The 23,724-nt window shown below is 42.9% G+C and carries 17 protein-coding genes; 8 read left to right on the forward strand and 9 right to left on the reverse strand.

Translation table 11 applies throughout. The annotated features are described in order from the left end of the window. Positions 1-32 precede the first annotated feature (32 nt). Positions 33-881: a hypothetical protein gene (locus A2W93_06455; protein OFY53262.1), complete on the forward strand. Its 849-nt coding sequence runs from the start codon at positions 33-35 to the stop codon at positions 879-881. Positions 882-1,025: 144 nt separating this feature from the next. Here the strand turns inward: A2W93_06455 and A2W93_06460 are convergent, their stop codons facing one another. Both A2W93_06460 and A2W93_06465 read right to left on the reverse strand, forming a co-directional pair. Further along, positions 1,026-1,634 (reverse strand): hypothetical protein, encoded by a 609-nt coding sequence (locus tag A2W93_06460; protein ID OFY53263.1) that lies wholly within the window; start codon positions 1,632-1,634, stop codon positions 1,026-1,028. 15 nt (positions 1,635-1,649) lie between these two features. Next, positions 1,650-2,444, reverse strand: coding sequence for a hypothetical protein (locus tag A2W93_06465; protein ID OFY53264.1), 795 nt, complete (start codon positions 2,442-2,444; stop codon positions 1,650-1,652). 67 nt (positions 2,445-2,511) lie between these two features. Between A2W93_06465 and A2W93_06470 the strand changes: the two genes are divergently transcribed. The 4 genes from A2W93_06470 to A2W93_06485 all read left to right on the forward strand — a co-directional run bounded on the left by A2W93_06470 (position 2,512) and on the right by A2W93_06485 (position 13,686). Continuing rightward, positions 2,512-3,945: a hypothetical protein gene (locus tag A2W93_06470; GenBank protein OFY53265.1), complete on the forward strand. Its 1,434-nt coding sequence runs from the start codon at positions 2,512-2,514 to the stop codon at positions 3,943-3,945. A 471-nt stretch (positions 3,946-4,416) separates the two neighbouring features. Beyond that, the gene (locus A2W93_06475) at positions 4,417-10,533 is read left to right on the forward strand and encodes a hypothetical protein (protein ID OFY53353.1); all 6,117 of its coding nucleotides are present in this window, start codon (positions 4,417-4,419) and stop codon (positions 10,531-10,533) included. A gap of 84 nt (positions 10,534-10,617) precedes the next feature. Next, the gene (locus tag A2W93_06480; protein OFY53266.1) at positions 10,618-12,798 is read left to right on the forward strand and encodes a hypothetical protein; all 2,181 of its coding nucleotides are present in this window, start codon (positions 10,618-10,620) and stop codon (positions 12,796-12,798) included. A gap of 342 nt (positions 12,799-13,140) precedes the next feature. Then, a complete protein-coding gene (locus tag A2W93_06485) occupies positions 13,141-13,686 on the forward strand; it encodes a hypothetical protein (GenBank protein OFY53267.1) in 546 nt (181 codons plus the stop codon). A gap of 4 nt (positions 13,687-13,690) precedes the next feature. Here the strand turns inward: A2W93_06485 and A2W93_06490 are convergent, their stop codons facing one another. The 7 genes from A2W93_06490 to A2W93_06520 all read right to left on the reverse strand — a co-directional run bounded on the left by A2W93_06490 (position 13,691) and on the right by A2W93_06520 (position 19,144). Next, entirely contained in the window at positions 13,691-13,870 is a 180-nt protein-coding gene (locus tag A2W93_06490) for a nitrite reductase (GenBank protein OFY53268.1), read from the reverse strand. 82 nt (positions 13,871-13,952) lie between these two features. Further along, positions 13,953-15,776 (reverse strand): hypothetical protein, encoded by a 1,824-nt coding sequence (locus tag A2W93_06495; protein ID OFY53269.1) that lies wholly within the window; start codon positions 15,774-15,776, stop codon positions 13,953-13,955. A gap of 94 nt (positions 15,777-15,870) precedes the next feature. Then, entirely contained in the window at positions 15,871-16,380 is a 510-nt protein-coding gene (locus A2W93_06500) for a hypothetical protein (protein ID OFY53270.1), read from the reverse strand. A gap of 94 nt (positions 16,381-16,474) precedes the next feature. Continuing rightward, positions 16,475-17,308 (reverse strand): translation elongation factor Ts, encoded by an 834-nt coding sequence (locus tag A2W93_06505; GenBank protein OFY53271.1) that lies wholly within the window; start codon positions 17,306-17,308, stop codon positions 16,475-16,477. A 12-nt stretch (positions 17,309-17,320) separates the two neighbouring features. Next, positions 17,321-18,187: a 30S ribosomal protein S2 gene (locus tag A2W93_06510; protein ID OFY53272.1), complete on the reverse strand. Its 867-nt coding sequence runs from the start codon at positions 18,185-18,187 to the stop codon at positions 17,321-17,323. Positions 18,188-18,296: 109 nt separating this feature from the next. Next, entirely contained in the window at positions 18,297-18,683 is a 387-nt protein-coding gene (locus tag A2W93_06515) for a 30S ribosomal protein S9 (protein OFY53273.1), read from the reverse strand. A gap of 5 nt (positions 18,684-18,688) precedes the next feature. Further along, positions 18,689-19,144: a 50S ribosomal protein L13 gene (locus tag A2W93_06520; GenBank protein ID OFY53354.1), complete on the reverse strand. Its 456-nt coding sequence runs from the start codon at positions 19,142-19,144 to the stop codon at positions 18,689-18,691. Between the two features lie 758 nt (positions 19,145-19,902). On the opposite strand from A2W93_06520, the gene A2W93_06525 reads away from it, so the two are divergent. From A2W93_06525 to A2W93_06535, 3 genes are all read left to right on the forward strand, one after another. Next, entirely contained in the window at positions 19,903-20,232 is a 330-nt protein-coding gene (locus tag A2W93_06525) for a hypothetical protein (protein ID OFY53274.1), read from the forward strand. Positions 20,233-20,634: 402 nt separating this feature from the next. Next, a complete protein-coding gene (locus A2W93_06530; protein ID OFY53275.1) occupies positions 20,635-22,494 on the forward strand; it encodes an asparagine synthase (glutamine-hydrolyzing) in 1,860 nt (619 codons plus the stop codon). Continuing rightward, on the forward strand, positions 22,491-23,717 hold the full coding sequence (locus A2W93_06535; GenBank protein OFY53276.1) for a hypothetical protein: 1,227 nt from the start codon (positions 22,491-22,493) through the stop codon (positions 23,715-23,717). The genes A2W93_06530 and A2W93_06535 overlap by 4 nt, the downstream gene beginning before the upstream one ends. The last annotated feature ends 7 nt before the right edge of the window (positions 23,718-23,724 follow it).

Here is a 23,724-nt window from a genome sequence, read left to right on the forward strand (position 1 = left end):
GGCGCATTCGGAATCAGGGCATCGCATTTGCCATGACCGACGTGCTCGCCATGACGGGCGTTTACATCTTTTCAAAAATATTTCTTCAGGATCTTCCTTTCCCTGTCTTCGGTGTTTACTGGTTTTCCGCCGGGTTGATCTGGAATCTTTTTCTTTCATTACTTGCACCCGGGACATATTCTAAATTTGAAATTAAAGGGTCGTACCTGTTGTTTCTGGTCATTGTCGGAATTCTTGATATGACGGCAACGATTATGTGGTTCGAAGCGGTTGATAAAACCGACAATCCGTCATTGGTTTCGTTTATGACCAACATAAGTCCGGTCTATGCAGTTGTTCTGGGATATCTTTTTCTTAAGGAAAAACTTTCGCTGAGCGAAGGCGTTGGAATTATTATCACACTGGCAGGTGCTGTGCTGATCGGCTACCGGAGCGACTTTACATGGGCCGGATTTCTTTTTTCGGGTGCAGGAATTATTCTGATTTCGTCACTTATCAGCCAGGGTGGAAAGGTGATTCTTAAAACCCGGATCCGGAATTATCATCCCATTGTGCTAAGCATGAACCGCGTTGTTTTTCTGCTTGCATTTTCAATTATTTTTACTTTTATCTATGACTATTCGCTCGATATTGGAGTGGAAACAATTATATATATTTCTATTGGAGCGCTCATGGGGCCTGTGATTTCAGCGTTTGCCGGATACAATGCCCTCGCGCGCCTGAAAGTTTCCACATGGTCCATTCTGAGCACCAGCCGTTCATTTTTTGTTATGCTTGTTTCATTTCTGGTGCTGCATAATCTTCCTGACATGATTCAGATTGTTGGTGGATTGCTCACGGTAGCAGGCGTTGTTGTTATTTCGCTTGCACGCGTTAAGTGATATGCACAACGCTCAATGCAAAGCGCAAAACGCCATACTCCTAACTCCATACTCCTAACGACTAATGCCTAACGCCTAAAGCCTCACCGAAGGTGCTTAACCTTGGTCTGGTCGCGCGTCTCTGGTCGCGTGACCATTTCCATCCTACATAAAATTGCTCAAAAACAAAGTCGCAAAGCGGTAATCGAGAATGATCATGAAAACCACTCCGTACACGGCACCGAAAAAATGTGCGTCGTGTCCGATGTTGTCTTTGCCTTTGCGACTCATGTACCATGAATAAATCAGATACAGAATTCCGAAAACAAAGGCAGGCAGCTGAATGGGAATGGGGAAAATCATAAGTCCAGACATGGGATACATGAGAATGTACGCAAAAGTGATCCCGGAAACGGCTCCTGATGCGCCCAGTGCAGAGTATTGCGGATTGTTCAGATGGCGGCCATAGGAGTACATCGACGAAAAAATCAAACCTCCGAAGTATAGCAACATGAAATACAAAGCGCCTTCGGAGCCATATATCAGCTTAAGTGAATTTTCAACCACATCACCGAAAATATACAAAACCCACATGTTTACAAACAAGTGGAAAAAATCGGCATGAATGAAACCATGTGTAATGAAGCGATACCACTGATTTTCGCGCTTGATTTCCCAGGGATAAAACAGGAGATTTGCAAACATCGCGCGATTACTCATGGCAATGAGTGACACTGCAACTGTAACAATTAAAATGATCAGAGTTATACTCATTGTTTAGAGTTGATATTATTGCGGTTGGGTAAAATCAATTTCAGATCCCAACACACTGTGTGGAATGAGATAAACGGCCAATTGCAGAATACATGCAGCCAGTACCCATCCTCGTTTTTGAGGATTTCTGCGGATGATGAAATAAGCAACAACCCACAGAATAAATGAAAGGGCTGTTTTATTGTCGGTCAGGTCATGGCCAAATGGCCAGCCAGTCCAGTAAGCATCAAAAGCATATTTCTGAACAATGGGCCCAAGAATAAGCCCTCCGGCAAGCAAAGTGATCATTGACCAGAATGTCAGACTCACCAGTTGTTTGCGGCGTTTGATGGCTTCCAGTCCTGCGCGGATAGAAATAATCATGGATAAAATCATAAATATCACGTGCGGAATCAGCACCCACGAAGGCACCTCACCTTTGTAGCGCAGAACGACTGGTTCTTCAGTTAAAGCTACTTGTTTGTTTTTTTCGATAAGATATACCTGATACATCATTTTTCCGGCAGGAGGCAGTGCTGGAAGCGTTGCTGTCAGCGCGCCATTGCTGTTTTTGAGAACTAGCACCTGCCATTCATCGTTGCTCCGAAAACGGCGATACTGAACAATTCCTGCTGCGTCGGGATCGCTTGTATTCACTTCGATTCGCGCACCATCGCTGCCACCCCAGGTACGAAGCATTTTATATTTTACGGTTTGTCCAAGATATTCAACACTGCCGCGTACCGGTGTTGTGGGCCCGGTCATGCGCTGATATACCATAACCGAGACTGCGAGAATAATGGCCAGAATCCATAACCACAAAGACTTCATATGCGCTGTTTTCAGCAAAAATACTAATTTTGGCAAATCTCCGTTTCTAATCTGATTAATATCATTGATGAAGATGAACCGTTATATAATACCATTACTCACCCTCTGTGTTTTGTTGCTGGCTGCTGGCTGCAGAAAGGACGAGCAGTTCAACGATGATCCTGATTTCAGACTGGAGTTTTCGGCAGACACTATTTATTTCGACACCGTTTTTTCAACGGTTGGCAGTGTGACATTGTCGGCCAGGGTGTTCAATAACAGCAATGACTACATCAGCATTTCGTCGGTATCACTTGGCGGAGGCAGCAACAGCAATTTCCGCATCAATGTCAATGGGCAGGAAGGAACATCTTTTTCGGATGTTGAGATTGGACCCAAAGACAGTATTTTTATTTTTGCTGAAGTAACAGTCGATCCGAATAATTTATCAAACCCTGTTGTGATAGAGGATTCGATCAATTTCATTATTAACGGAAATCATCAGAAAATTCAGCTGGTGGCTTGTGGACAAGATGCTTATTTTCATTTTCCCGATCATCCTGAAACGGAGTATTTGCCGGCTTATTCGCTGGTTTCGGGCGTGTGGAACAGCGACAAGCCGCATGTGGTCTATGGTTATGCCGTCGTTGATGAAGACAGCGTTCTCACAATTTCTGCCGGAACCAACGTGTACATGCACAACGATGCCGTGCTTTGGGTTTATGACGGCGGCTCGCTCCAGATATATGGTGCGAAAGATAATGAAGTGACTTTTCAGGGCGATCGCCTCGATGATTATTACAAAGACCTGCCCGGAATGTGGGGCAAAATCTGGCTTTCAGCAGGAAGCAAAGACAATGTGATTGATTATGCCATCATCAGAAACGGTCGCATCGGCGTACATGTCGATACACTTGGCGCTTCGGTCAATCCTACGCTTACAATCACCAACACCATCATCGATAACATGTCAACGGCCTGTTTTGTTGCACAGGGATCGTACGTGAAAGCAGAAAATTGTGTGTTCGGAAATGCCGGCTATTTCTCGGTTTTGTTGAATATCGGCGGAAATTACGATTTTCGTCATTGTACCATGGGAAACTACTGGTCGCACGGAACCCGCAGTGCATCAGCCATTGTGCTGAATAATTACTATGAAGACGTTTATGGAAACATACAGAATCGCGATCTCACCAATGCTTATTTCGGCAACTGCATTCTCTATGGTGCCAATGCTGATGAATTGCTTTTGGATAAAAGTGCTTCAGGCGGATTGTTTAATTATTCGTTCGATCATTGTTTGATCAAGACCACGCTAAGTGTTACCCAGAGCGGCTTTACAGATTGCATCAGAAATGCCAATCCTGCATTTGCAGACTCAACAATATTTAGTATCAACTCAGGATCTGCAGCCATCGATGCTGGCGATGCAACAATCACCGGTACGCTTATGACAGATATTACCGGCAATCCGCGTATTGTTGGTACAGCGCCAGATCTGGGCGCTTATGAGCTGCAATAGCGCGCAACGAAAGAAGTATGGCGCCGGGGGCTTCGCTCTCTTTCTATTGCTATCGGAACTACTCACTCGATCTGAATTGGGGCGCGCGTCTCCTGCATGCAGCGTTTTACGCTGACTCGTGAAATATTCTTACCTCCGACATCCTTTATGGGTGCTGCGCACGTTTTACCTGAGGCTCAGCCATCGGCTAATGTATTTTGCACCGGAGTTTACTCCGCAGGAGGCGGAGGCGCATCTGCTGGTGCTTTGCAGCTTTCTTGAAGGCTCCGCCACTTGACCTTGACCTAAACCTTGACCTTGTTCTTGACCTTAAATTCATGCTAAAACATATGCACGCACTGATTATTTGTGAAATATCTCCTATCTTTACTAATTGTTGATGTGAAGAATTTCCTTTTTTGCATCTAGAAAAAGTTTAATAATGCCCAAAATATGAAAAGCACCTATTTGTTCATGAGCCTGATCATTCTGATGTCGGCAATTCCGGCCTTTTCGCAAAACGAAGCAGCATATGAAAAGCTATGGAAAACCACCGACAGTCTGATCGGGAAATCGCTGCCGCAATCAGCAATGACTGAAGTAGAAAAGATTTATGCGAAAGCGACTGCCGAAAAAAACAGTCCGCAGATAATCAAGTCTGTGATTTACCGCATCACGCTTATGTCGCAGTATCAGGAAGACTATTATGAAAATTCAATTTCGGAATTGAAGAAGGAAATCGAAAAAGCAGTTTTTCCTGCCAAGCCACTGATGTATGCCATGCTTGGTGAAATGTACTGGAATTATTACACCGTGAATCGCTACAAATTTTATCAGCGCACGGCCACCGATAATTTCGACAACGAAGACATTAAAACATGGACGCTTGACCGACTTGTGAAAGAAGTGAAATGGTGTTACGATCAGGCATTGAAGGAGCCGGAGAAACTGGCAGAAGTGAAACTCAATTCATATCAGGCCATCATTGATTATTACGACTATCTGCAATATTCGCCCACCATGCTCGATCTGATAGGTTGGATGGCCATTTCGAGATTTACAAACGAAGAAACAGCTCTTACAAAACCAGCTCGTGTATTTAAAATTGACAGTAAGGACTATTTTTTTCCGGGACGAAGCTTTGCAGGAATGAAAGTCTCTGCCTACGATACGACATCGTTTGTGTTTTACGCCACGCAGGTTTATCAAACCCTGACGCGCTTACATGAGAAAGACAAAGACTCTGAAGTGTTTACATTCGTTGAATTGCAGCGGCTTTCCTTTATGCGATCGAAATGCATAATGCCGGACAGGGACTCTCTGTATCTGAATGCTCTCAAAGAGTTGCATGCAGCCAGTTCTGGGAAAAAAGACCAGGCGGAAACGGGTTATGCGCTGGCCGTCTATTACAATTCACTCGCATCGCGCTATCATTTCGAAACGGCTCCTCAATATAAATGGCATTACAACACGGCGCTGGAATATATCAATGAAGTCATCCGTGATTATCCGGGAACGCGCGGAGCCAACAATTGCAATGTGCTGAAGGAAACTATTCTGACTCCTTCGGTGACGCTGAGTTTCGAAAACACTTCCTATCCGGGAAAACCTTTTGAAGGAATTCTGTCGTATTCAAATACCGCTGAAACCTGGTTCAGAGTTATTAAAATTGATCATGACAAAGACCGAGACCTGGACCATAAAATGAGTTATGAAGAAATCATTGAATATTATTCGAAGCTGACGCCCGTTAAAGAATTTTCAGTAAAGCTGAATGATCCGGGCGATCATCAGAATCACAGCACCAATGTGGTTTTCGAAGGTTTGAATTCAGGTTATTACATCATTCTTCATTCCAGTTCTGCCGATTTTAGTCTGGCCAAAGGATGGGTAGGTTACACTTCGTTGTGGTCAACATCCATTTCGTATCTGATGCAGGATTACAACAATCAGGAAACGACATTTCTTGTTGCTGATCGGCTTTCCGGAAAACCATTGGCTGGCGCGCAAATAGCCGTGTTTTATGAGAAATACAATTACCTCACACGGGAGTATGTTTATAATAAATACAAGGTGCTGACCACCGATGCAAACGGAAAAGCTTTCCTGGGTACACTTCCGAAAGGATCGGATTACCGCTACATGTATGCAGATGTGTCATACAACGGTGATCGCTATTGCCCTTACACGACTTTTTACATGTATCCGCCCTATGATTACAGCAACGACGGACAAACGGTTTCATACTTCTTTACAGACCGCAGTCTTTATCGCCCCGGTCAGACCGTTTATTTCAAGGGTATCATGTTGAAAACCGACAAAGAAAACAATTATAGTATTCTGCCTGGAACAAAATCGACTGTCACTTTCTACGATGCCAATTATCAGGTGGTGAGCCAGGTTGAGCTGACATCAAATGACTTCGGTACTTTTACGGGTTCATTCACTGCACCTGATAATGGAATAACCGGGAACATGAGAATTACCAACGGTTACGGTACTGGGTATTTCAGCGTGGAGGAATACAAGCGTCCGAAGTTTTATGTGCAGTTCGACCCGGTCAAGGGCTCCTATCGTTTGAATGAAAAGGTGACTGTGAGCGGTAAAGCGCTTGCCTACGCTGGCAATAATATCGATGGCGCCAAGGTGAAATACCGTGTTGTGCGCAATGCAAGATTTCCGTATTGGTGGGGCTGGTGGCAGTTCTCGATGCCATATTCAGCGCAGGTTGAAATCGCAAACGGCGTAGCAACAACGGATGAAAACGGAATTTTTAAAATTGATTTTACGGCGCTTCCCGACGAGTCGATCCGCAAGGATTATCTGCCGGTTTTTAATTATACAATTTATGCTGATGTGACTGACATCAATGGCGAAACACGTTCCGGAAATACATGGGTGGGAGCCGGATACAAAGCGTTAATCCTTGGCTCAAACATTTCGCAGGATGTTGTGAAAGGTGGGATTAAAAACTACGAAATAAGCTCAGAAAATTTGTCAGGTCAGACGGTGCCTTCGGAAGTTACGATGTTGATTTACACTTTAAAATCTCCGGATAGGATAATCAGTCAGCGCTTGCTCGCACAACCTGAATACAAGTCTTTATCGAAAGATGAGTATTTGAATAAGTTCCCTTTCGGCGAATTTGCTGATGAAAACAATCCTTCGAACTGGGAAAAAGGAAAGCTGATTTATTCACATCTTTTCAATACCGGTAAAGACTCGTTGTTAAACATTGACAGTGTCCTGGCTGGCACACAGGGCCCGTTTATGATGGTTCTTACTGCAAAGGATGCGTTTGGAGAAAATGTCGAATATCAGCGCTACTTCAATTATTATATTCCATCGGAAAAAAAGTCATGCAGCAATCAGGCGTTTTATGTGCATGAAGTAAAAACAACCTGTGAGCCCGGAGAAACGGCTTCAATCCTTGTTGGAAGCTATGGTGAAGACACGCGGATAATGGTTGAAGTTGAGCACAAAAACAAAATTGTAAGCGCGCAATGGTACACACTGAACAATGAACAGAAGCTGCTGACGTTTCCTGTAACCGAGGCCCATCGCGGAAACTTTGCCATCCATTTGGTTTGCATAAAGGGAAATCGTTTCTATTCGGGCGAAGTGAATGTGTATGTACCGCATACCAACAAGCAACTTGATATTGAAATTGAATCTTTCCGCGACAAGCTACAGCCGGGCGAAGCGGAAAAATGGAAAATCATTATTAAAAATAAAAAAGGCGACAAAGAACTTGCAGAACTTATGGCCGGTATGTACGATGCTTCTCTCGATGCATATAAAAGTCATAGCTGGTATCTAAGTCTGCTGAGCTATTATTACAGTTATCGCAACTGGGATGCTTCTTCGAATTTCACAACCAAATCTTCCTATCAGTATTCCCTTGCATATACGCGCAATTATTACAATCAAAATATCTATCTGCCCAAGCTCAAATGGTTTAGTTTTCCATTGTATTCCTATGGTTATTATTCCTATGGGTACGATGGTTATGGTGGAGACATGGCTGACAATACAGGTGTTGTTACAATGGCCTGTCAGACTACATCAACTGGTGCCACGAGAGAAAAAGCAGCAAACAAAAAAGATGCGCCGGCTGCCATGGATCTGCTCGTTGCTGGTGAAGCGGAAATGTCGCTCGAAGAATCGATGGATGAAGATGGCGAAATACCCAAAGGCGGACTCAAAGTGGATAGAGATTATCGCAATGATAAGGGCGGCGAAGCAAACATGAGTGATATTGCGGTGCGTACGAATTTCAGCGAAACGGCTTTTTTCTTTCCGCAGCTGCGTACCAACGAAAACGGAGAAACGGTAATTGAGTTCACTATGCCCGAATCGCTCACCAAATGGAAGTTTATGGGGCTCGCTCACACAAAAGATCTAAAGACCGGTTCGATTACAAAAAATCTTGTTACGCAAAAAACGCTGATGATAAATTCCTTTGCACCCCGCTTTCTGCGCGAAGGAGATAAAATTATTTTCACATCAAAAATTACCAATCTGAGCGAAGCAGACATGGATGGAACTGTTATGCTTGAACTCATCGATCCGCTGACAGGACTATCGATTGCTGAAAAGTTTGGCCTGACTGCAAACTCAATGACTTTCAGTGTGAAGAAAGGACAAAGCACAAAAGTTGCATGGGAACTCAATATTCCGTTTGGAATCGGAGCAGTTACTTATCGGATAAAAGCAAAATCCGGTGCATTCACCGATGGTGAAGAAATGTCGTTGCCGATTCTTTCAAACCGCATGCTGGTTACTGAATCATTGCCGTTGCCTGTTCGCGGAAACGAAACAAAGACTTTTACATTTGATAAACTCGTGAACAGCGGCAATTCAAAAACACTGGTGAGTCATCGCTACACCCTTGAATTCACCAGCAATCCCGCATGGTATGCTGTGCAGGCACTGCCATATATTATGGAGTATCCGTATGAGTGCAGTGAGCAAACATTTAGTCGCTATTATGCAAATACGATTGCCACATTCATTGCCAACAGCTATCCGAAAATCAAAGAAGTTTTTGACACCTGGAAAAATCTGACACCGGAATCATTCCTTTCAAATTTGGAGAAAAATGAGGAATTGAAATCATTGGTGCTCGAAGAAACGCCGTGGGTGCTGGATGCAAAGGATGAGAGCGAACGCAAAAAACGTGTTGGGTTGCTGTTCGATCTGAACAGAATGGCGAAGGAACAACGTCGCACCGAAACGCTGCTCATCAAATTGCAGGCTTCCAATGGTGGCTTTCCCTGGTATAAGGGAATGCCTGACGATCGTTATATCACTCAGCATATTGTATCCGGATTCGGAAAACTCGATCATCTCGGAATTCGTGAAATCAAGGAAAACAGCCGCATTGAGAACATGGTTTCGAAAGCGGTTTATTATCTCGATGACCGCATCAGAGAAGATCTGGTTAACATTAAAAAGTATTATCCGAAATATAAAACCGAGCAGCATATCAGCTACATTCAGGTGCATTATCTTTATGCGCGCAGTTATTTTCTGAACTATGCTGTAAGTGAAAGAAACAAGGAGGCGTTCGATTATTTCTTTGCGCAGGCGAGGACCTACTGGACATCTTTTTCTACTTACGGACGCGGCATGATCGCGCTTGCTCTTAATCGTTACGCTGATAAAACCATTCCGGCTGACATTGTGAAATCGCTGAAAGAGACTTCGCTTCACTCAGATGAAATGGGAATGTACTGGCGCGAATTTGCAGGTGGCTATTACTGGTGGGAAGCTCCTATAGAGTCACAGGCGTTGATGGTGGAGGTTTTCAGTGAAGTTGCCAATGACGCAACGGCTGTTGAAGAACTGAAAATCTGGTTGCTCAAACAAAAACAGGTTCAGGATTGGAAATCAACTAAAGCCACTGTTGATGCGGTGTATGCATTGCTGATCCGCGGATTTAATTTGCTTGCTTCCGACAAAATTGTTGAAGTAAAAATCGGAAACGAAGTGATCGATCCTTATAAGATTGACAATTGTAAAGTTGAAGCAGGAACCGGTTATTTCAAGACAGCATGGACCGGCGATCAGGTGAAACCCGACATGGGAAAAATTCAGGTAACCAAGAAAGACAGCGGAATTGCATGGGGTGCTGTGTATTGGCAGTATTTTGAAGACCTGGATAAAATTACTCCGCACGAAACGCCAATCAGCATCAAAAAGCAATTGTTTGTTGAGCGCCAAAGTCCAACCGGTCCACGTATGGAGCCAATCGGCGACAATGCAACACTGAAAGTCGGTGACAAAGTTAAAGTTAGAATTGAAATTCGTGTTGACCGCGAAATGGAATATGTGCACATGAAAGATATGCGTGCATCGTGCATGGAGCCGGTGAATGTGCTGAGTACAACCAAATATCAGGGCGGACTCTGGTATTTCGAAAACACACGCGACGCAGCAACCAACTTCTTCTTCAATAATCTTCTGAAAGGCACTTACGTGTTTGAGTACTCAATGTTTACAACTCATGCCGGCGATTTCAGCAATGGAATAACGACAATTCAATGCATGTATGCACCGGAATTCTCAAGCCACAGCGAAGGTATCAGAGTGAAGGTGGTTGAATAAAGCATTAATTACAGGGAATGCCGCTTGAGAGAGGTGTTCCCTGTAATATTATATGAAGATTAATTATATTTGCAAAAAAATGTTATGAAGAACTTTATTTTGCTTCTCTGGTTTGTGGTTTTGTCAGTAATAGCAGTTTCTCAAAACATGGTTTATAACAATGCTTATTTACTGCCAAGAAATCAGTCTGACAATCCGCGCAACAACAATACAATTTATGTGGATCATCTAAATAGAAAATATGCCGGAGGAGGATTCACCACATTTTATCAGAACGGGCTTTCTGCTAACGCTGTTGCGGGAATAGATGGCTATTGCGCAGAGCTTGATGATGCCGGAAATGTTTTGTGGTTTTTTCAGCTCAATGGTTCAGGCAATGAAACTGTCACAAATATTATTTCGGATGACAATAATTGTCTTTATCTCCTCGGAACATTTGATGATACCTTGACCGTCGATACTTTTACAATAATTAATAATGGAATATACAGCTCAAATATGTTTATTGTCAGGCTTGATCCGAACCGCAATGTAGATACTGTCTGGTGTACATATACAATCGACGCTCCCAGCCATGTGCAGCCGACAAAGGTTTGTTTCAGCCCGGATTATAACACGTTGTATATATCAGGTTATTGTGGTCTTAGAATGTCTTTTGATTCAATACCTGGTGGTATGGGCTGGGATCCAGAGCCTTTTTTGGCGGCTTTTTCAACTAATCCTCTGAAATGCATTTGGTTGCAGAACATTGGTGTCTTTTCATACAATGAATCCAGACCCATTGATATGTTTACGGATAATGACGGTAATGTTTATGTTGCTGGATCATACTATACAGGTGGTTATGATATACACAAGTTTACTCCTGACGGAATGTCGGTCTGGAGTAAGCAGATCGGGGGTAACTCACAATGCCTTGGAACAGATAACAGAATTTACGTTGGCAGAAGTTTTTCAGGGAGCCTTTCATTCGGGAGTTCTACATTAACATCAGTTGGTGGTTCAGACATCGGAATATTTGTATATGATACTGCAGGAACACCGTTGAATGCTCATTCTTACGGGGCATTATCAAATCAAATTGTGACTAATCTTACAAATGGCTTTGATGATAAACTGATTGTTTCAGGTGAGACAAACTCCTCTCTTACTTTGGACACTATACAGCTGAATTTCACCAGCAATTGGAATTTTTTCACATTTGAGATGGATACAGCTTTTAATGTAAGTTGGGCTGCTTCTGGATCTTCCACATATGATTGGGCTGGAATAAATACGGTATTACCTTACGGAAACAACAAGTATTTTGTATCCGGTTATTTTCAGTTTAATTTAAGCTTGCCTTCAGGGACCATGAATATAGATACAATTGGCAGCACGGTCTTGTTTGCAGCAGATCTTGAATCATACGGTTTTGCATCTTCTTTTAAAGGAAAAGTCACTTATGGAGGCTCTCCAGTGGATGGAGCGTTGGTCAAATTGTTTCAGCTGGAAGATGGTGCTGCTTATTTGAGGGGAAGTGCGTTAACAGACGCTGCAGGAAATTATCAGGTGTCAGCTATTGATACCGGTGAATTTGTCCTTTCATCATCGTATATGATGCTGCCGGTAACATATTATGAAAATGCCTATCGGTGGGATTCTGCTCAGGTCTTTCATATAGTCGATGACACAATCATAAACCCTGTTGATATTTTATTTTTACAATCCCAGCAAATGTCGGGAACCGATTCAATTTCAGGTCATGTTAACCTGTTTTCGGGCGAACCTGTGTTTTATATGTCTGTTTTTTTGACAGATTTAAACGGGTCTCTGGTCTCATTCACACGAACGGATTCTTTGGGTTACTATATGTTTGAGAATGTTGATGCCGGCTCATACATGCTGTTTATTGATACTGCTGGAATGGAGCTTGCGTCAATGTATTACATTACCATTGGAACAAAAGGACATTATTCCGGGTATGATTTTATCATTGGTTCAGATGGGATTATTTATGCCGGGATTGAACAGAATCCTTCAGTTGTGATTGCCAGAATTTTCCCGAATCCGGCAAATGAAATTATTTCAGTTGTATTGCCAGGAGGAGAAATGATTTTTTCAATAAGTGTCTTCAATATGTCAGGAACATTAATCCGACATGTGGCAGGGGTCTTTTCTGACAGAATTGATTTCAGTCTCGAAGACATGGCGAAAGGTGTTTATAATTGTCGTGTTATAACCAGCTCTGGACAACTTGGTGATTACAAAATCATCAAGCTCTGATATAACAGTTTTCATGATTATTTTTTGCTGATTTATGGTTGTTGAAAAATCACACGTCGTGTTTTAAAACGCACGATGCGCGTGTTTCTTTTCCTATCCTTTTTTTCAGACAATGCAAAAGAAAACGATTGTTTTAATATGTCCATTGGTAGCAGTCAGAGATAATACTGGTTGGGTTCAGTCTCCAGGCCAAACCCATCAGTTTATTCTAAAAAGACTGTGCCCAGCGTATATTTATAAAAGATTACACCCAACGAAAAAATATTTTACTTTGTAAATTGTATTTCGTCTTATACCTAAGAAGAAAAAGTTGTTTTTATGAAAGAAAGAAACATCCTGTCCATGTCTGAAAAGGCAAGAGAGTACGCGTACTGGAAACACAACAGGCCTTCTGAAAGTCAGCGCTATGGCTCTGCTCCATATTCTATGCATTTGGAAAAAGTAGTGGAGGTGATCAAAAAGTACATTTATCTGTTGGAAGAAGAGTGTCATGAAGACGTGATTGCTGCCGGATACCTGCATGATTCGGTAGAAGATACCGATACAACTCCAGAGATGCTTAAGTCAATGTTCAACCTCCGTATTGCAGAACTGGTGCTGCGTGTATCGAACGAGCGCGGTTGGGACAAGAAGGAAATTCTGTTTAAGACACTGCCGAAAATCTGGCAAAACAAACAAGCTACATTTCTAAAAATGTGTGACCGAATTGCCAACGGATCCAATTCTAAAAAGGGAGAGGGTGAACGGGCAATATCTCTGTATAAGCGCTATAGCAGCGAATATCCAATTTTTCGCTACGCGCTGAAAGTGGAGGGAGAATTTGATGAAATGTGGCAGGAACTGGATGCTGTCTTCGACTTCGGTGCCAAATCAACAACTTGTCTGTAATAAATTATTTGTTGATTTCGTTGAGGATTTCCTGAATGTCGTCCTGGCATGATCCGCACACAGTGCCGGCCGTAGTTGCTTCTCCAACTTCTTCAACGGTTTTAAGCCCTTTTTCTTTAATGGCTTTTACGATTTCGCTTTTGTAAATCTCGTTGCAATTGCAAATGATAATATCTTCTTCCATTTTTTCTTGTAAATGTAGTCAGAAATTACCTTAATAAATGCAATAGTGACATTTATCAGCAGCAACAACTGTCAAAAAATCATCAGAATAGTTTTATGCCAACCCTTACCCCGACTCTGAAAGGCACAGTTACTTTGGGCCAGCGCTCATCGCCGAAGTTCACGTTTTCGAGATAATATTTTTCGCTATCAAATCCTGTTTCGAGCCAGCGATATCCAAGACCTAATCCAAATACAGTTTGGAAATAGATTCGATGAAGCAACCAGGCTGTAGCTTTCATTCCATATGTGACATCGAAACGCTTTCCGATTGGATCGATTGTTTCAGTAGTGAAGGCATTGGTTTCGCGATCAACAACCGATGTAGTAACAGGGAGGAACTCGTAATTACCATAACGAAATTCAATGAATGGCCCCACATTAATAATTTCATTGCCGTTAACACTGTTGAGATTTATCCACCACGAACCTTCCCAGCCTGAGTAGGTGTTGTTGTCGCCGGGCTCACCGTCATCAACCCCATACGCGCCAAAGCGACTTTTATCGGTGTACATATCGTAGGTGCAATATCGGAATCCATGACTAAATCCGGCTGTGACCAAATCGGCATGCAACGAAAGCTGATTGTATTTTGACTGCCAGATGAGTTTGCCGGGGGCAACACCAACACACAGGCCCCAGTTGTTGCGTAGCTTTTCGCGTCGTAGTTCTTTTGCCTCTTGTTCTTTTTTCTCTGCAATTTTTTGTTCAGTCGTAGTGACTCCATTGCTGTCATCGATATATTGATAATAAGCAAGAAGTTTTTCATAATCAGCAGAAGTGCTGTATTCACTCATTTTTTCAAAGATCAGATTGCACGCTTTTCTGATGCGGTCTTTAGCAGTAGAGCGATCTTCTGTGACCGAGGTTTCATCGCGCCAGGCTTTTGTTTTTTCAATGTAATCATACAACTCTTCAATAACAGAGTGATCATGCAGTTTGGCCTCGGTGAGGTAGTTGTGCGCGATTTTCTTTTCATTCATGAGCATGTTGGCATTGTACAGGCGCATCAGCTGCTGATCAACGAAAGACGATGACCCGTCATCTTTCAGGTCTTTCAGAATAACGTCGGCTGCTTCAAGTCGCTTGACATCAGTGTTTGAGAATTCAGCATCGGGCATACTCAGCTTTTTGTTTGCCAGCCAGGCTGCATATAATTCCATCATCAGAACTTTAGATTCCAATAATTCCTGATCTTTCAGGTATTCTTCAGAATTCATCAGAATGTTGTTTACTCGGATAAAGTGATATTTTTTAGCGGAATCGTTACTAATGATTCTGACAAAATCATTTCCGAGTTCCTCTTTCATCAAGCTGATATATTCGAGCCCATATTTGCGCCGGTAGTCATTGTTTTTTTGTTTACCACCATTGTAAAATCCAAGATAAACGAGATTGGAATAGCTGTTTTTTAAATCTTCTGCTTTATAAAAATCCAGTATCATATCGCTCAGCAAAATGGTGTTTTGCGTAGGTCTGATTGCAAGAGCTTTGTTTACATAGGTGTTCAGTAACTCGTCGGTGAAAATATCCTGAACGCATTTGTGTTTGCTTAAATTGAACCAGGCAATGGTCAGGTAAGTATCCGCGAGATACATGTCAATGTCTTTCGAAAAATCCGGCTGAAGCTTTCTGGCAGCATCGCAATGTTGAATGGACGACTGTAAAAGACGATATGCTTCGCGCGCTTTGTCACAAAGCTGCGTTGATTCTTCTTTGCTGTCTTTTATTTCGTTGTAAATATCCAGCGCGTCGTAGAATTCTTTACTCCAGGCATCAAGCTCTTCAAGGGCTTTTTTTTCATTTTCCTGAGCAAGCAGCAGGTACCCGAATGATGTCAGCAGTAACACAAGAAAAATTTGCTTCATGTACGTTATAAATTAATTGATGGCAAAAATACACAAATCTGTCAGCATAACAGAACTTGATTTGATTTTTTGAACAAAGTTGTAAAAAACAATGCTAAAACGCCGGGCAGCCAAACGAAACATCGCTGTATTCAAAAATTACAGATGACTTTTTTGGATCGGTGAAATAGTAATAATTCACCAGCATCCAGCTCATGCGGTCATCGACAAGTGCAAATATTTTTTTCAGAAACACATTGGTGTCAGTATTTTTCACGGCAATACTGCCATTCAGAAAGCATTTCGAAATCACTGTGCTGAAGCGGATACTGCAAAAATTCATATTGGTGTCGCGCACAATGGACGTTGCTTTTTCGATTAACGAGTCAAGTTCAATAGTGTCATTACGATTTAAAAATTGATCAAGTTCCCTTTTCTTTTCATCAGAAAAGGCGTAAGACAAATCGGCTGGATTGAAGGATACGATGAACTTGTTCTTTTTGCAGTGGAGTTGGAGAGATTCATCATCGGACTGCAGTAATATTTTTTGTTTGTGTGTGTATTCGGGCTGACTGAAACATAGAATTGCTGCAGATGCAAATATGATAAAGGCGATAATTCTCATTGAGCTTACGTTTAGTCCGAAAAAATTCCAGCTTCAAAATTAATAAAAAAGCCACCCGATTTGGATGGCTTTTCATTATTTTGACTTGAAGCGATTACTCGCCTAAAGCTAAGCGGTAGAATTTAGTCACGTTCAGATTTGGACTTACCGATTTCAGGTACTGAGCTACAGTCATGCTGCCGTCCTTGATGTAATCCTGATTCACGAGGGTGCTTTCCTTGTAGAATTTATTGAGTTTGCCCTGAGCAATTTTCTCAAGCATTTCTTCCGGTTTGCCTTCCTGGCGAGCTTGTTCTTTTCCGATTTCGATTTCCTTCGCAATGGTTTCGGCCGAAACATCGTCCTTGTCAATTGCAATAGGCTTCATCGATGCAATCTGCATGGTCACGTCTTTCCCGGCTTCGATTACTTTTTCGCCACCTTCGGTCAGACCAGCAAGGGTGCTGATGCGATGATTGTAATGGTTGTACATCACAACACAGGGAGCTTCAATGCAATCGTAATGGGTAAGGGTGATCTTCTCACCAATTTTACCAACGAGATCAGTCACGCGGTCTGCAATGCTGCGTCCGTCGATCATGAGAGCATTCAGTTCGTCGATGTTTTTCGGTTTGAAAGCGATAGCGGCGTCAGCAAATGATTTGCTGGCAGACACGAAATCGTCGTTTTTAGCAACGAAATCAGTTTCGCAGTTCATCATGATAACAGCGCCAAAGGTATTGGTATCGTCAACAGCTGCAATCACGTAGCCTTCGTTGGCTTCGCGGTCGGCGCGTTTAACGGCCAGTTTCTGTCCTTTTTTGCGAAGAATTTCAATGGCTTTTTCGAAATCGCCTTCTGATTCAACGAGGGCATTTTTACAATCCATCACACCGGCTCCGGTTAAATCGCGGAGTTTATATACGTCTTGTGCACTAATGTTTGCCATGTTTCTGAAATTTTAGTCTTTTACTTCAATATTGGTTTTGCGGTTGCCACCTTTAGGTGTTGCCTTGCTGAGAACGCGTTTGCGTTTTGGCTTGTCGGATCCGTCTTCTTCTTCACCAGCAGCTTCAATCAGGTTGCCGTCCTTGTCATATTCTTCTTCGTGCTCTTCGGTAGCCTCGACATCTTTTGTCATTTTTCTTTCTTCGAGACCTTCGTTGATAAAACCAACAACTTCCTGAAGAATGATTGAAATTGATTTTCCTGCGTCATCGTTTCCGGGAATAGGGAAGTCAACTTTTTTCGGATCTGAGTTGGTGTCAACAATTGCAAAGGTTGGGATACCCAGGATCTGAGCTTCGGCAACAGCGATGTGTTCTTTGGCAATGTCAACAACAAAAAGTGCTGAAGGCAGTTTGTTCAGGTCGGCGATTGAACCAAGGTTCTTTTCAAGTTTTTCACGTTCGCGTTTAATCTGCAGACGTTCACGTTTTGAAATGCTTGTGAAAGATGGGTCGTTGAGCATTTTATCAATGTAGACCATTTTTTTCACGGCTTTGCGGATGGTGGCAAAGTTGGTGAGCATACCGCCCGGCCAGCGTTCAACCACATAAGGCATAGAGGCATTCTTTGCAGCTTCTGCAACGATTTCCTTTGCCTGTTTCTTTGTTCCTACAAAGAGAATTTTGCGTCCTGATTTTGCGATCTGTTTCAGAGCAGCGCCTGCTTCATCCAGCTTGGCGATGGTTTTATACAGGTCGATGATGTGAATTCCGTTTTGCTCCATGAAAATATAAGGAGCCATGTTGGGATTCCATTTGCGTTTGAGGTGACCGAAGTGACAGCCGGCCTCGAGCAGTTGATCAAAAGATAAGTTTGACATTTAGATTTGTGTTATTTGTTTACATTCCTTTTGTTTGAAAAAGCAATTGCTGAGTAGCGTTTTGAACGGTCTCAGCAATTTGGATACTAAACGCGATGTCTTATGCAGACTATCGTTTAGAGAACTGGAATCTCTTCCTTGCTTTTGGACGACCAGGTTTTTTACGCTCAACCATACGTGGGTCGCGGCGCATCAATCCCTGTTCTTTCAGTGCAGGACGATATTCTTCGTTGAGTTCCACAAGGGCACGTGAAATGGCGAGACGCAGAGCCTCGGCCTGTCCTTTGTATCCGCCACCATCGAGCAGTGCTCTCACATCATATTTTCCAGTGGTACCGGTAATGATGAACGGCTGATCAATAATATATTGAAGAGTTTCGAGCGGGAAATAAATTTTATAATCCTTGCCGTTGACTGTTACGTTTCCGTTTCCGGAACTCAGTCTCAGACGGGCAACAGCTGTTTTTCTTCTTCCTAAGGTCAGAGTTTCAGACATGTCCTTTATTTGATTTCGTTAATATTCACCGATTTGGGCTGCTGGCCTTCGTGCTTGTGCTCTGTGCCTGCATAAACATACAGATTTCTGAACAATTCAGCGCCCAGCTTTGTTTTTGGAAGCATGCCCTTTACAGCCATTTCAACAACGGCTTCGGGTTTGCGTTTCAGCAAATCAGCAGGATTGGTAAAGCGCTGTCCACCAGGGTATCCCGTATGACGCACATATTCCTTATCTGTCAGCTTTTTGCCAGTCAACATCACTTTTTCAGCATTGATGACAATGACATTATCTCCGCAATCCGAATTCGGAGTGAAGCTGGGTTTGTGTTTGCCTCTGAGCATGAATGCCACCATTGCGGCAAAGCGTCCCAAAGTCTGATCTGTAGCGTCAACAATAACCCACTCTTTATTAGCGTTGGCTTTGTTGACTGATTTCGTTTTATAACTGAGCGTGTCCATTACAATTGTTTTAGAGAGAAATAGGCCCATTTTTCAATTCGGGCTGCAAAGGTAAGAAGATTTTTTTATTAACCAATACCGTTTAATAAAAAAAGTTTGAAAAACGTTAATAGTGAACACTATAGCCCTTTTGTTTTGTACCGGAACCTGTAAAATTGTTAAAAAAGTGACCCTGTTTTGCCCCGGAATTTTGTAACTTAGACCCCAAGTCACAAATTTTTGAGAACATCGTATCATGTATACCAATAGAGTATCGAACAAGGAACAAGGAAGGGTGAAGTGAAATACTGAGCATCGAACACTGAGCAAGGAACAAGTAAATTGAAGGAAGAAGGCAGTGTGAACTTTGCTTGGTTAATTTCCTTCATATTTGCGATAACTATTGTTACTCATTTCCATGCTCCATATTCACTGTGCTAATAAGCTGCGATCGCATTATAACATTCTATGCTTATACATAGATTCCCGACGGTTACATGTCCTCTTTTCTATCGGACGGTGGAATGTCGGGAATCATTTAGTGTTTCGCCAATCGGAGAATATCAATCCATAATTGGGCGCGCGTCTCCTGCTTGCAACGTTTTACGTTGACGCGTGATCTCCGGCTCAAATCCTCATTTGTAGAACACAAAACCAGCACCCCGTATTGGGCGCGCGTCTCCCGACGCGTGACCTCTGAGTTCCAATCCGTTTCAATATATTTAACGAATGCGAATTTTAAAATATGTAACTTCGCATGTTATTTAAGTGAAGAGTCTATGGAAAACAACCGACTTGAAAATATTTATGATGCCCCGGGTTGGGATAAAATAAAGGAATACTACGAAACGCTGGTCGAAAAACCGGGTTTTCGGGTCGAAAAAATAATGTCTTCGGGTCATACTTCTCCCGCTGAAGGCTGGTTCGATCAGAATGAAAACGAAACAGTAGTGCTTCTTAAAGGTAATGCGATTATCGAATTCGAAAATGACCGGCGTGTTGAAATGAACGAAGGTGACATGCTTACCATATTTGCTCACGAACGCCACCGAGTTGCATTCACCTCTGTCGATCCGCCCTGTACCTGGATCGCGGTGTTCTGGAATTGAAATTCTTTTTTAATCTGAAAATTTTCTTATTGTATTTTGGTGCATCGTGCGATTGTTCGCGGATCCCCGCAATTTTGCGCTTCGATGGAGTTTATCCCGCTGTTCGTGCTTCGACGGAGTTTACCCCGCTGTCGACATTTCGACGGAGTTTATCCTGCTACTGTCACTTCGACTCCGCTCAGTGTGACAGCAGGCAGGGCTCAATGTGACAGCGGCGGGGCTCGCCGCTATTCATTTTGAACTACGGCGTTTACTCAGCAAGGCGGAGTAGTTCTTTCAATGGACTTTTTGTCTGTTTTTGAACTTCGCTCCTCAACCTCAACCTCAACCTTAACCTTAACCTCAACCTTAATCTTAACCTCAACCTTGACTCAACTTGTCTATTTTTATATCTTTGCATCTATGTGTGGAATTGCAGGAATATTTTCGTCGGACGAACTGCTTCGTCAGCGCATTACAGCAATGAACGCGGAGCTGCAGCATCGCGGGCCGGATGCACATGCGGAGTGGACCGAAGGTCAGATGTCGCTCGCGCACAGCCGCCTTTCAATTATTGATGTTTCCGAAGCGGCGCATCAGCCCATGGTTTCAGCATGTGGCCGTTATGTGATTGCTTTTAACGGTGAAGTCTATAATTTCAAACAGCTGGCGCAGAAACTCCTGAATGATTTTCCGGAAACCTATGGTCGCAACGGATTCAAAACACAATCGGACACTGAAGTTGTGCTGGAATTATTTGCCGCTTATGGTCCGGAGTCGGTGAAAATGCTCAATGGTATGTTTGCCTATGCGGTTTATGACCGGAACGAGAAAAAACTTTTTTTGTTTCGCGATCGTGTTGGCATTAAGCCGTTGTTTTATTCTCAACAAAAAACGAATTTGAGCTTCGCGTCTGAATTGCGAAGTCTGATGAAAGCGTTATCGGTGAAAACTTTTAATGCGGGTGCTCTTCCGTTGTATCTGCATGTTGGATATTTTCCAGAGCCGCATACCGTAATCAATGAAGCGAAAAAATTTCCCGCAGCGCATTATGGCGTGTGGAACGGCGTTGATCTGACGCTGACAAAATACTGGAATCCGGAAGATTTTGCGGGCCAGACGGAGGATATTTCTTTTTCCGAAGCAACTGAAAGATTTAAAAATTTGTTGGAGGAATCTGTTACTGATTCGCTCATCAGCGATGTGCCGCTGGGTGTTTTTTTGAGTGGTGGCATCGACAGTAGTCTGGTGGCTTCTGTGGCTGCTTCGCGGGCATCGGGACGAATAAAAACTTTCACGGTGTCGTCGCCCGACGCGCTGCACGATGAAAGCACCTATGCCCGGAAAATCGCACAGCATCTGAATTCGGAGCATTATGAAATGGCGGCTGATGAAAAAGCAATGCTCGATCTTGCGCTGCCATTGCTTCAGCAGATGGATGAGCCGCTGGCGGATTCTTCGTTTTTTCCGGTGTACATCATTTCGAAATTTGCGCGGCAACATGTAACTGTAGCACTGGGCGGTGATGGCGGCGATGAGCTCTTTCAGGGCTATGGTTCTTATGTCTGGGCAAAACGATTAAGTAATTTCTGGGTGCAGATGGGATCACCCATGGCTCGATTGCAACAACGAAGCAAAAGACATTATCAGTTTTTTCATTCTGCGCTGAAAAAACATTTCAAGTCCAATATTTTCTCGATAGAGCAAAACCTGTTTCCATCCTGGGAACTGGATTCGCTGAAGTTTTCAATGCCTGAGCATTTCCCGGAAGTGAGCCGCGCTTATCTTAATCTTTCGCCGGCTGCATCGCAGGCGTTTTTCGATCTTACGCATTATTTGAAAGACGATTTGCTTGTAAAAATTGATCGCGCATCCATGCTCACAAGTCTCGAAGTTCGGCCACCACTGCTCGATCACCGGCTTGTGGAAGCATCGCTCCATTTGCCGATGGAATTCAAGACGAAAAATGGAAACACCAAATTGTTGCTGAAGGAAATTCTGGCGGAATATGTCCCACGCGAACTGTTCGAACGACCGAAGAAAGGATTCTCTGTCCCAATGCAGCGTTGGCTGAAAACAGATCTTTCATTTTTGCCCGAAAAATATCTTGAACAATCTGGTCTGCGTTTGTTTGATGCGATTCCAAAATGTTTTGTACAGAATATTGTCAAACAATACAAATCGGGAAAGGTAGACTGGTACTACAACCGCGTATGGGTTCTCACTGTATTGAGTCATTATCTTGAACAGCATAGCGACATTGAAATTCCGAAATTATCATGAGTTCGCTGAAAGTAATATACATCAGCTACGACGGCATGTGCGACCCGGTGGGAGCTTCGCAGGTGCTTCCATATATTGCGGAACTTTCGAAAAAAAACATCGAATATTTTCTGATCAGTTTTGAAAAAGCTGATAAATTTAAGTCGGGCGAAGCCGTTGTCAGGGCACAGATTGATGGGTTGTCAGTAAAGTGGTATCCGTGCAGTTACACAAAAAACCCACCGGTAGTTTCCACTACGCTTGATTTGCGGAAAATGAAGCTTTTGTGCGAAAAAATATGCAATGAGAATGCAATTGATTTCATACATGCCCGTAGCTATATTTCGGCTTTGGCTGCATTGCAATTGTTTCGAAAAAGAAATATCCCGTTTATATTTGATATGCGCGGATTCTGGGCTGACGAACGCGTCGACGGCCGGATATGGAATATGCGGAATCCGTTGTATAAAACAATATACAGCTACTTTAAAAGAAAAGAAAAAACATTACTGAAGAAATCTGCCGTCATCATTTCATTAACGCATGCTGCCAAATCGCTTATGTGCGAAGAATGGAGCGTGCCGGAAAATAAAATTCATGTTATTCCCTGTGCCGCTGATTATGCGCACTTCACAAAGCCGGATAAAAATTCGATTGACGAATTCAGATTAAAGGTTCAGGTGCCTGCTGTATCCGGAAAAACGTTGATGTATGTTGGATCAACCGGCACCTGGTATATGATGCAGGAGATGTTCGATTTTTACGATGTGTTCAGAAAAAACTTTCCGCATTCTCAGTTTGTTTTGTGCATCAATGAAAAAAATCCGGTTGTTGAATCCATGAAGCTTAAATATCCTGAAGAAATTGTTGTTCTGGAGCGAATTCCGAGAAGTCAAATGTCGCATGTACTTTCGCTGGCGGATTTTAGTGTTATGTTTATTAAACCAGCATTCAGCAAAAAGGCATCTTCTCCAATAAAGCTCGGAGAATCGCTTGCAATGGGTGTTCCTGTAATTTGCAATGCCGGCGTTGGTGATCTTGGTACTATTGAAGATGAAAAATTCGGAGTTGTTGTGAATACTACAACGATTATAGAATATGAGGCCGCTTGCAAGCGACTTGCAGCATTTGATTTCAGTGCTGCGGATATCCGCGACAGATCTGCTTTTGCGTATGATCTGGCCAGAAATGTCGACAAGTACTTTGCTGTTTATCACGAAGTAAAAGCTGATAAATATCATTGACCTGGTA

Source organism: Bacteroidetes bacterium GWF2_43_63 (assembly GCA_001769275.1).
GTDB lineage: Bacteria > Bacteroidota > Bacteroidia > Bacteroidales > DTU049 > GWF2-43-63.

Coding starts and splice junctions, on each gene's coding strand:
- A2W93_06455 (OFY53262.1), top strand. CDS start 33: ATGACCGACGTGCTCGCCATGACGGGCGTTTACATCTTTTCAAAAATA.
- A2W93_06460 (OFY53263.1), bottom strand. CDS start 1,634: ATGAGTATAACTCTGATCATTTTAATTGTTACAGTTGCAGTGTCACTC.
- A2W93_06465 (OFY53264.1), bottom strand. CDS start 2,444: ATGAAGTCTTTGTGGTTATGGATTCTGGCCATTATTCTCGCAGTCTCG.
- A2W93_06470 (OFY53265.1), top strand. CDS start 2,512: ATGAAGATGAACCGTTATATAATACCATTACTCACCCTCTGTGTTTTG.
- A2W93_06475 (OFY53353.1), top strand. CDS start 4,417: ATGTCGGCAATTCCGGCCTTTTCGCAAAACGAAGCAGCATATGAAAAG.
- A2W93_06480 (OFY53266.1), top strand. CDS start 10,618: ATGAAGAACTTTATTTTGCTTCTCTGGTTTGTGGTTTTGTCAGTAATA.
- A2W93_06485 (OFY53267.1), top strand. CDS start 13,141: ATGTCTGAAAAGGCAAGAGAGTACGCGTACTGGAAACACAACAGGCCT.
- A2W93_06490 (OFY53268.1), bottom strand. CDS start 13,870: ATGGAAGAAGATATTATCATTTGCAATTGCAACGAGATTTACAAAAGC.
- A2W93_06495 (OFY53269.1), bottom strand. CDS start 15,776: ATGAAGCAAATTTTTCTTGTGTTACTGCTGACATCATTCGGGTACCTG.
- A2W93_06500 (OFY53270.1), bottom strand. CDS start 16,380: ATGAGAATTATCGCCTTTATCATATTTGCATCTGCAGCAATTCTATGT.
- A2W93_06505 (OFY53271.1), bottom strand. CDS start 17,308: ATGGCAAACATTAGTGCACAAGACGTATATAAACTCCGCGATTTAACC.
- A2W93_06510 (OFY53272.1), bottom strand. CDS start 18,187: ATGTCAAACTTATCTTTTGATCAACTGCTCGAGGCCGGCTGTCACTTC.
- A2W93_06515 (OFY53273.1), bottom strand. CDS start 18,683: ATGTCTGAAACTCTGACCTTAGGAAGAAGAAAAACAGCTGTTGCCCGT.
- A2W93_06520 (OFY53354.1), bottom strand. CDS start 19,144: ATGGACACGCTCAGTTATAAAACGAAATCAGTCAACAAAGCCAACGCT.
- A2W93_06525 (OFY53274.1), top strand. CDS start 19,903: ATGGAAAACAACCGACTTGAAAATATTTATGATGCCCCGGGTTGGGAT.
- A2W93_06530 (OFY53275.1), top strand. CDS start 20,635: ATGTGTGGAATTGCAGGAATATTTTCGTCGGACGAACTGCTTCGTCAG.
- A2W93_06535 (OFY53276.1), top strand. CDS start 22,491: ATGAGTTCGCTGAAAGTAATATACATCAGCTACGACGGCATGTGCGAC.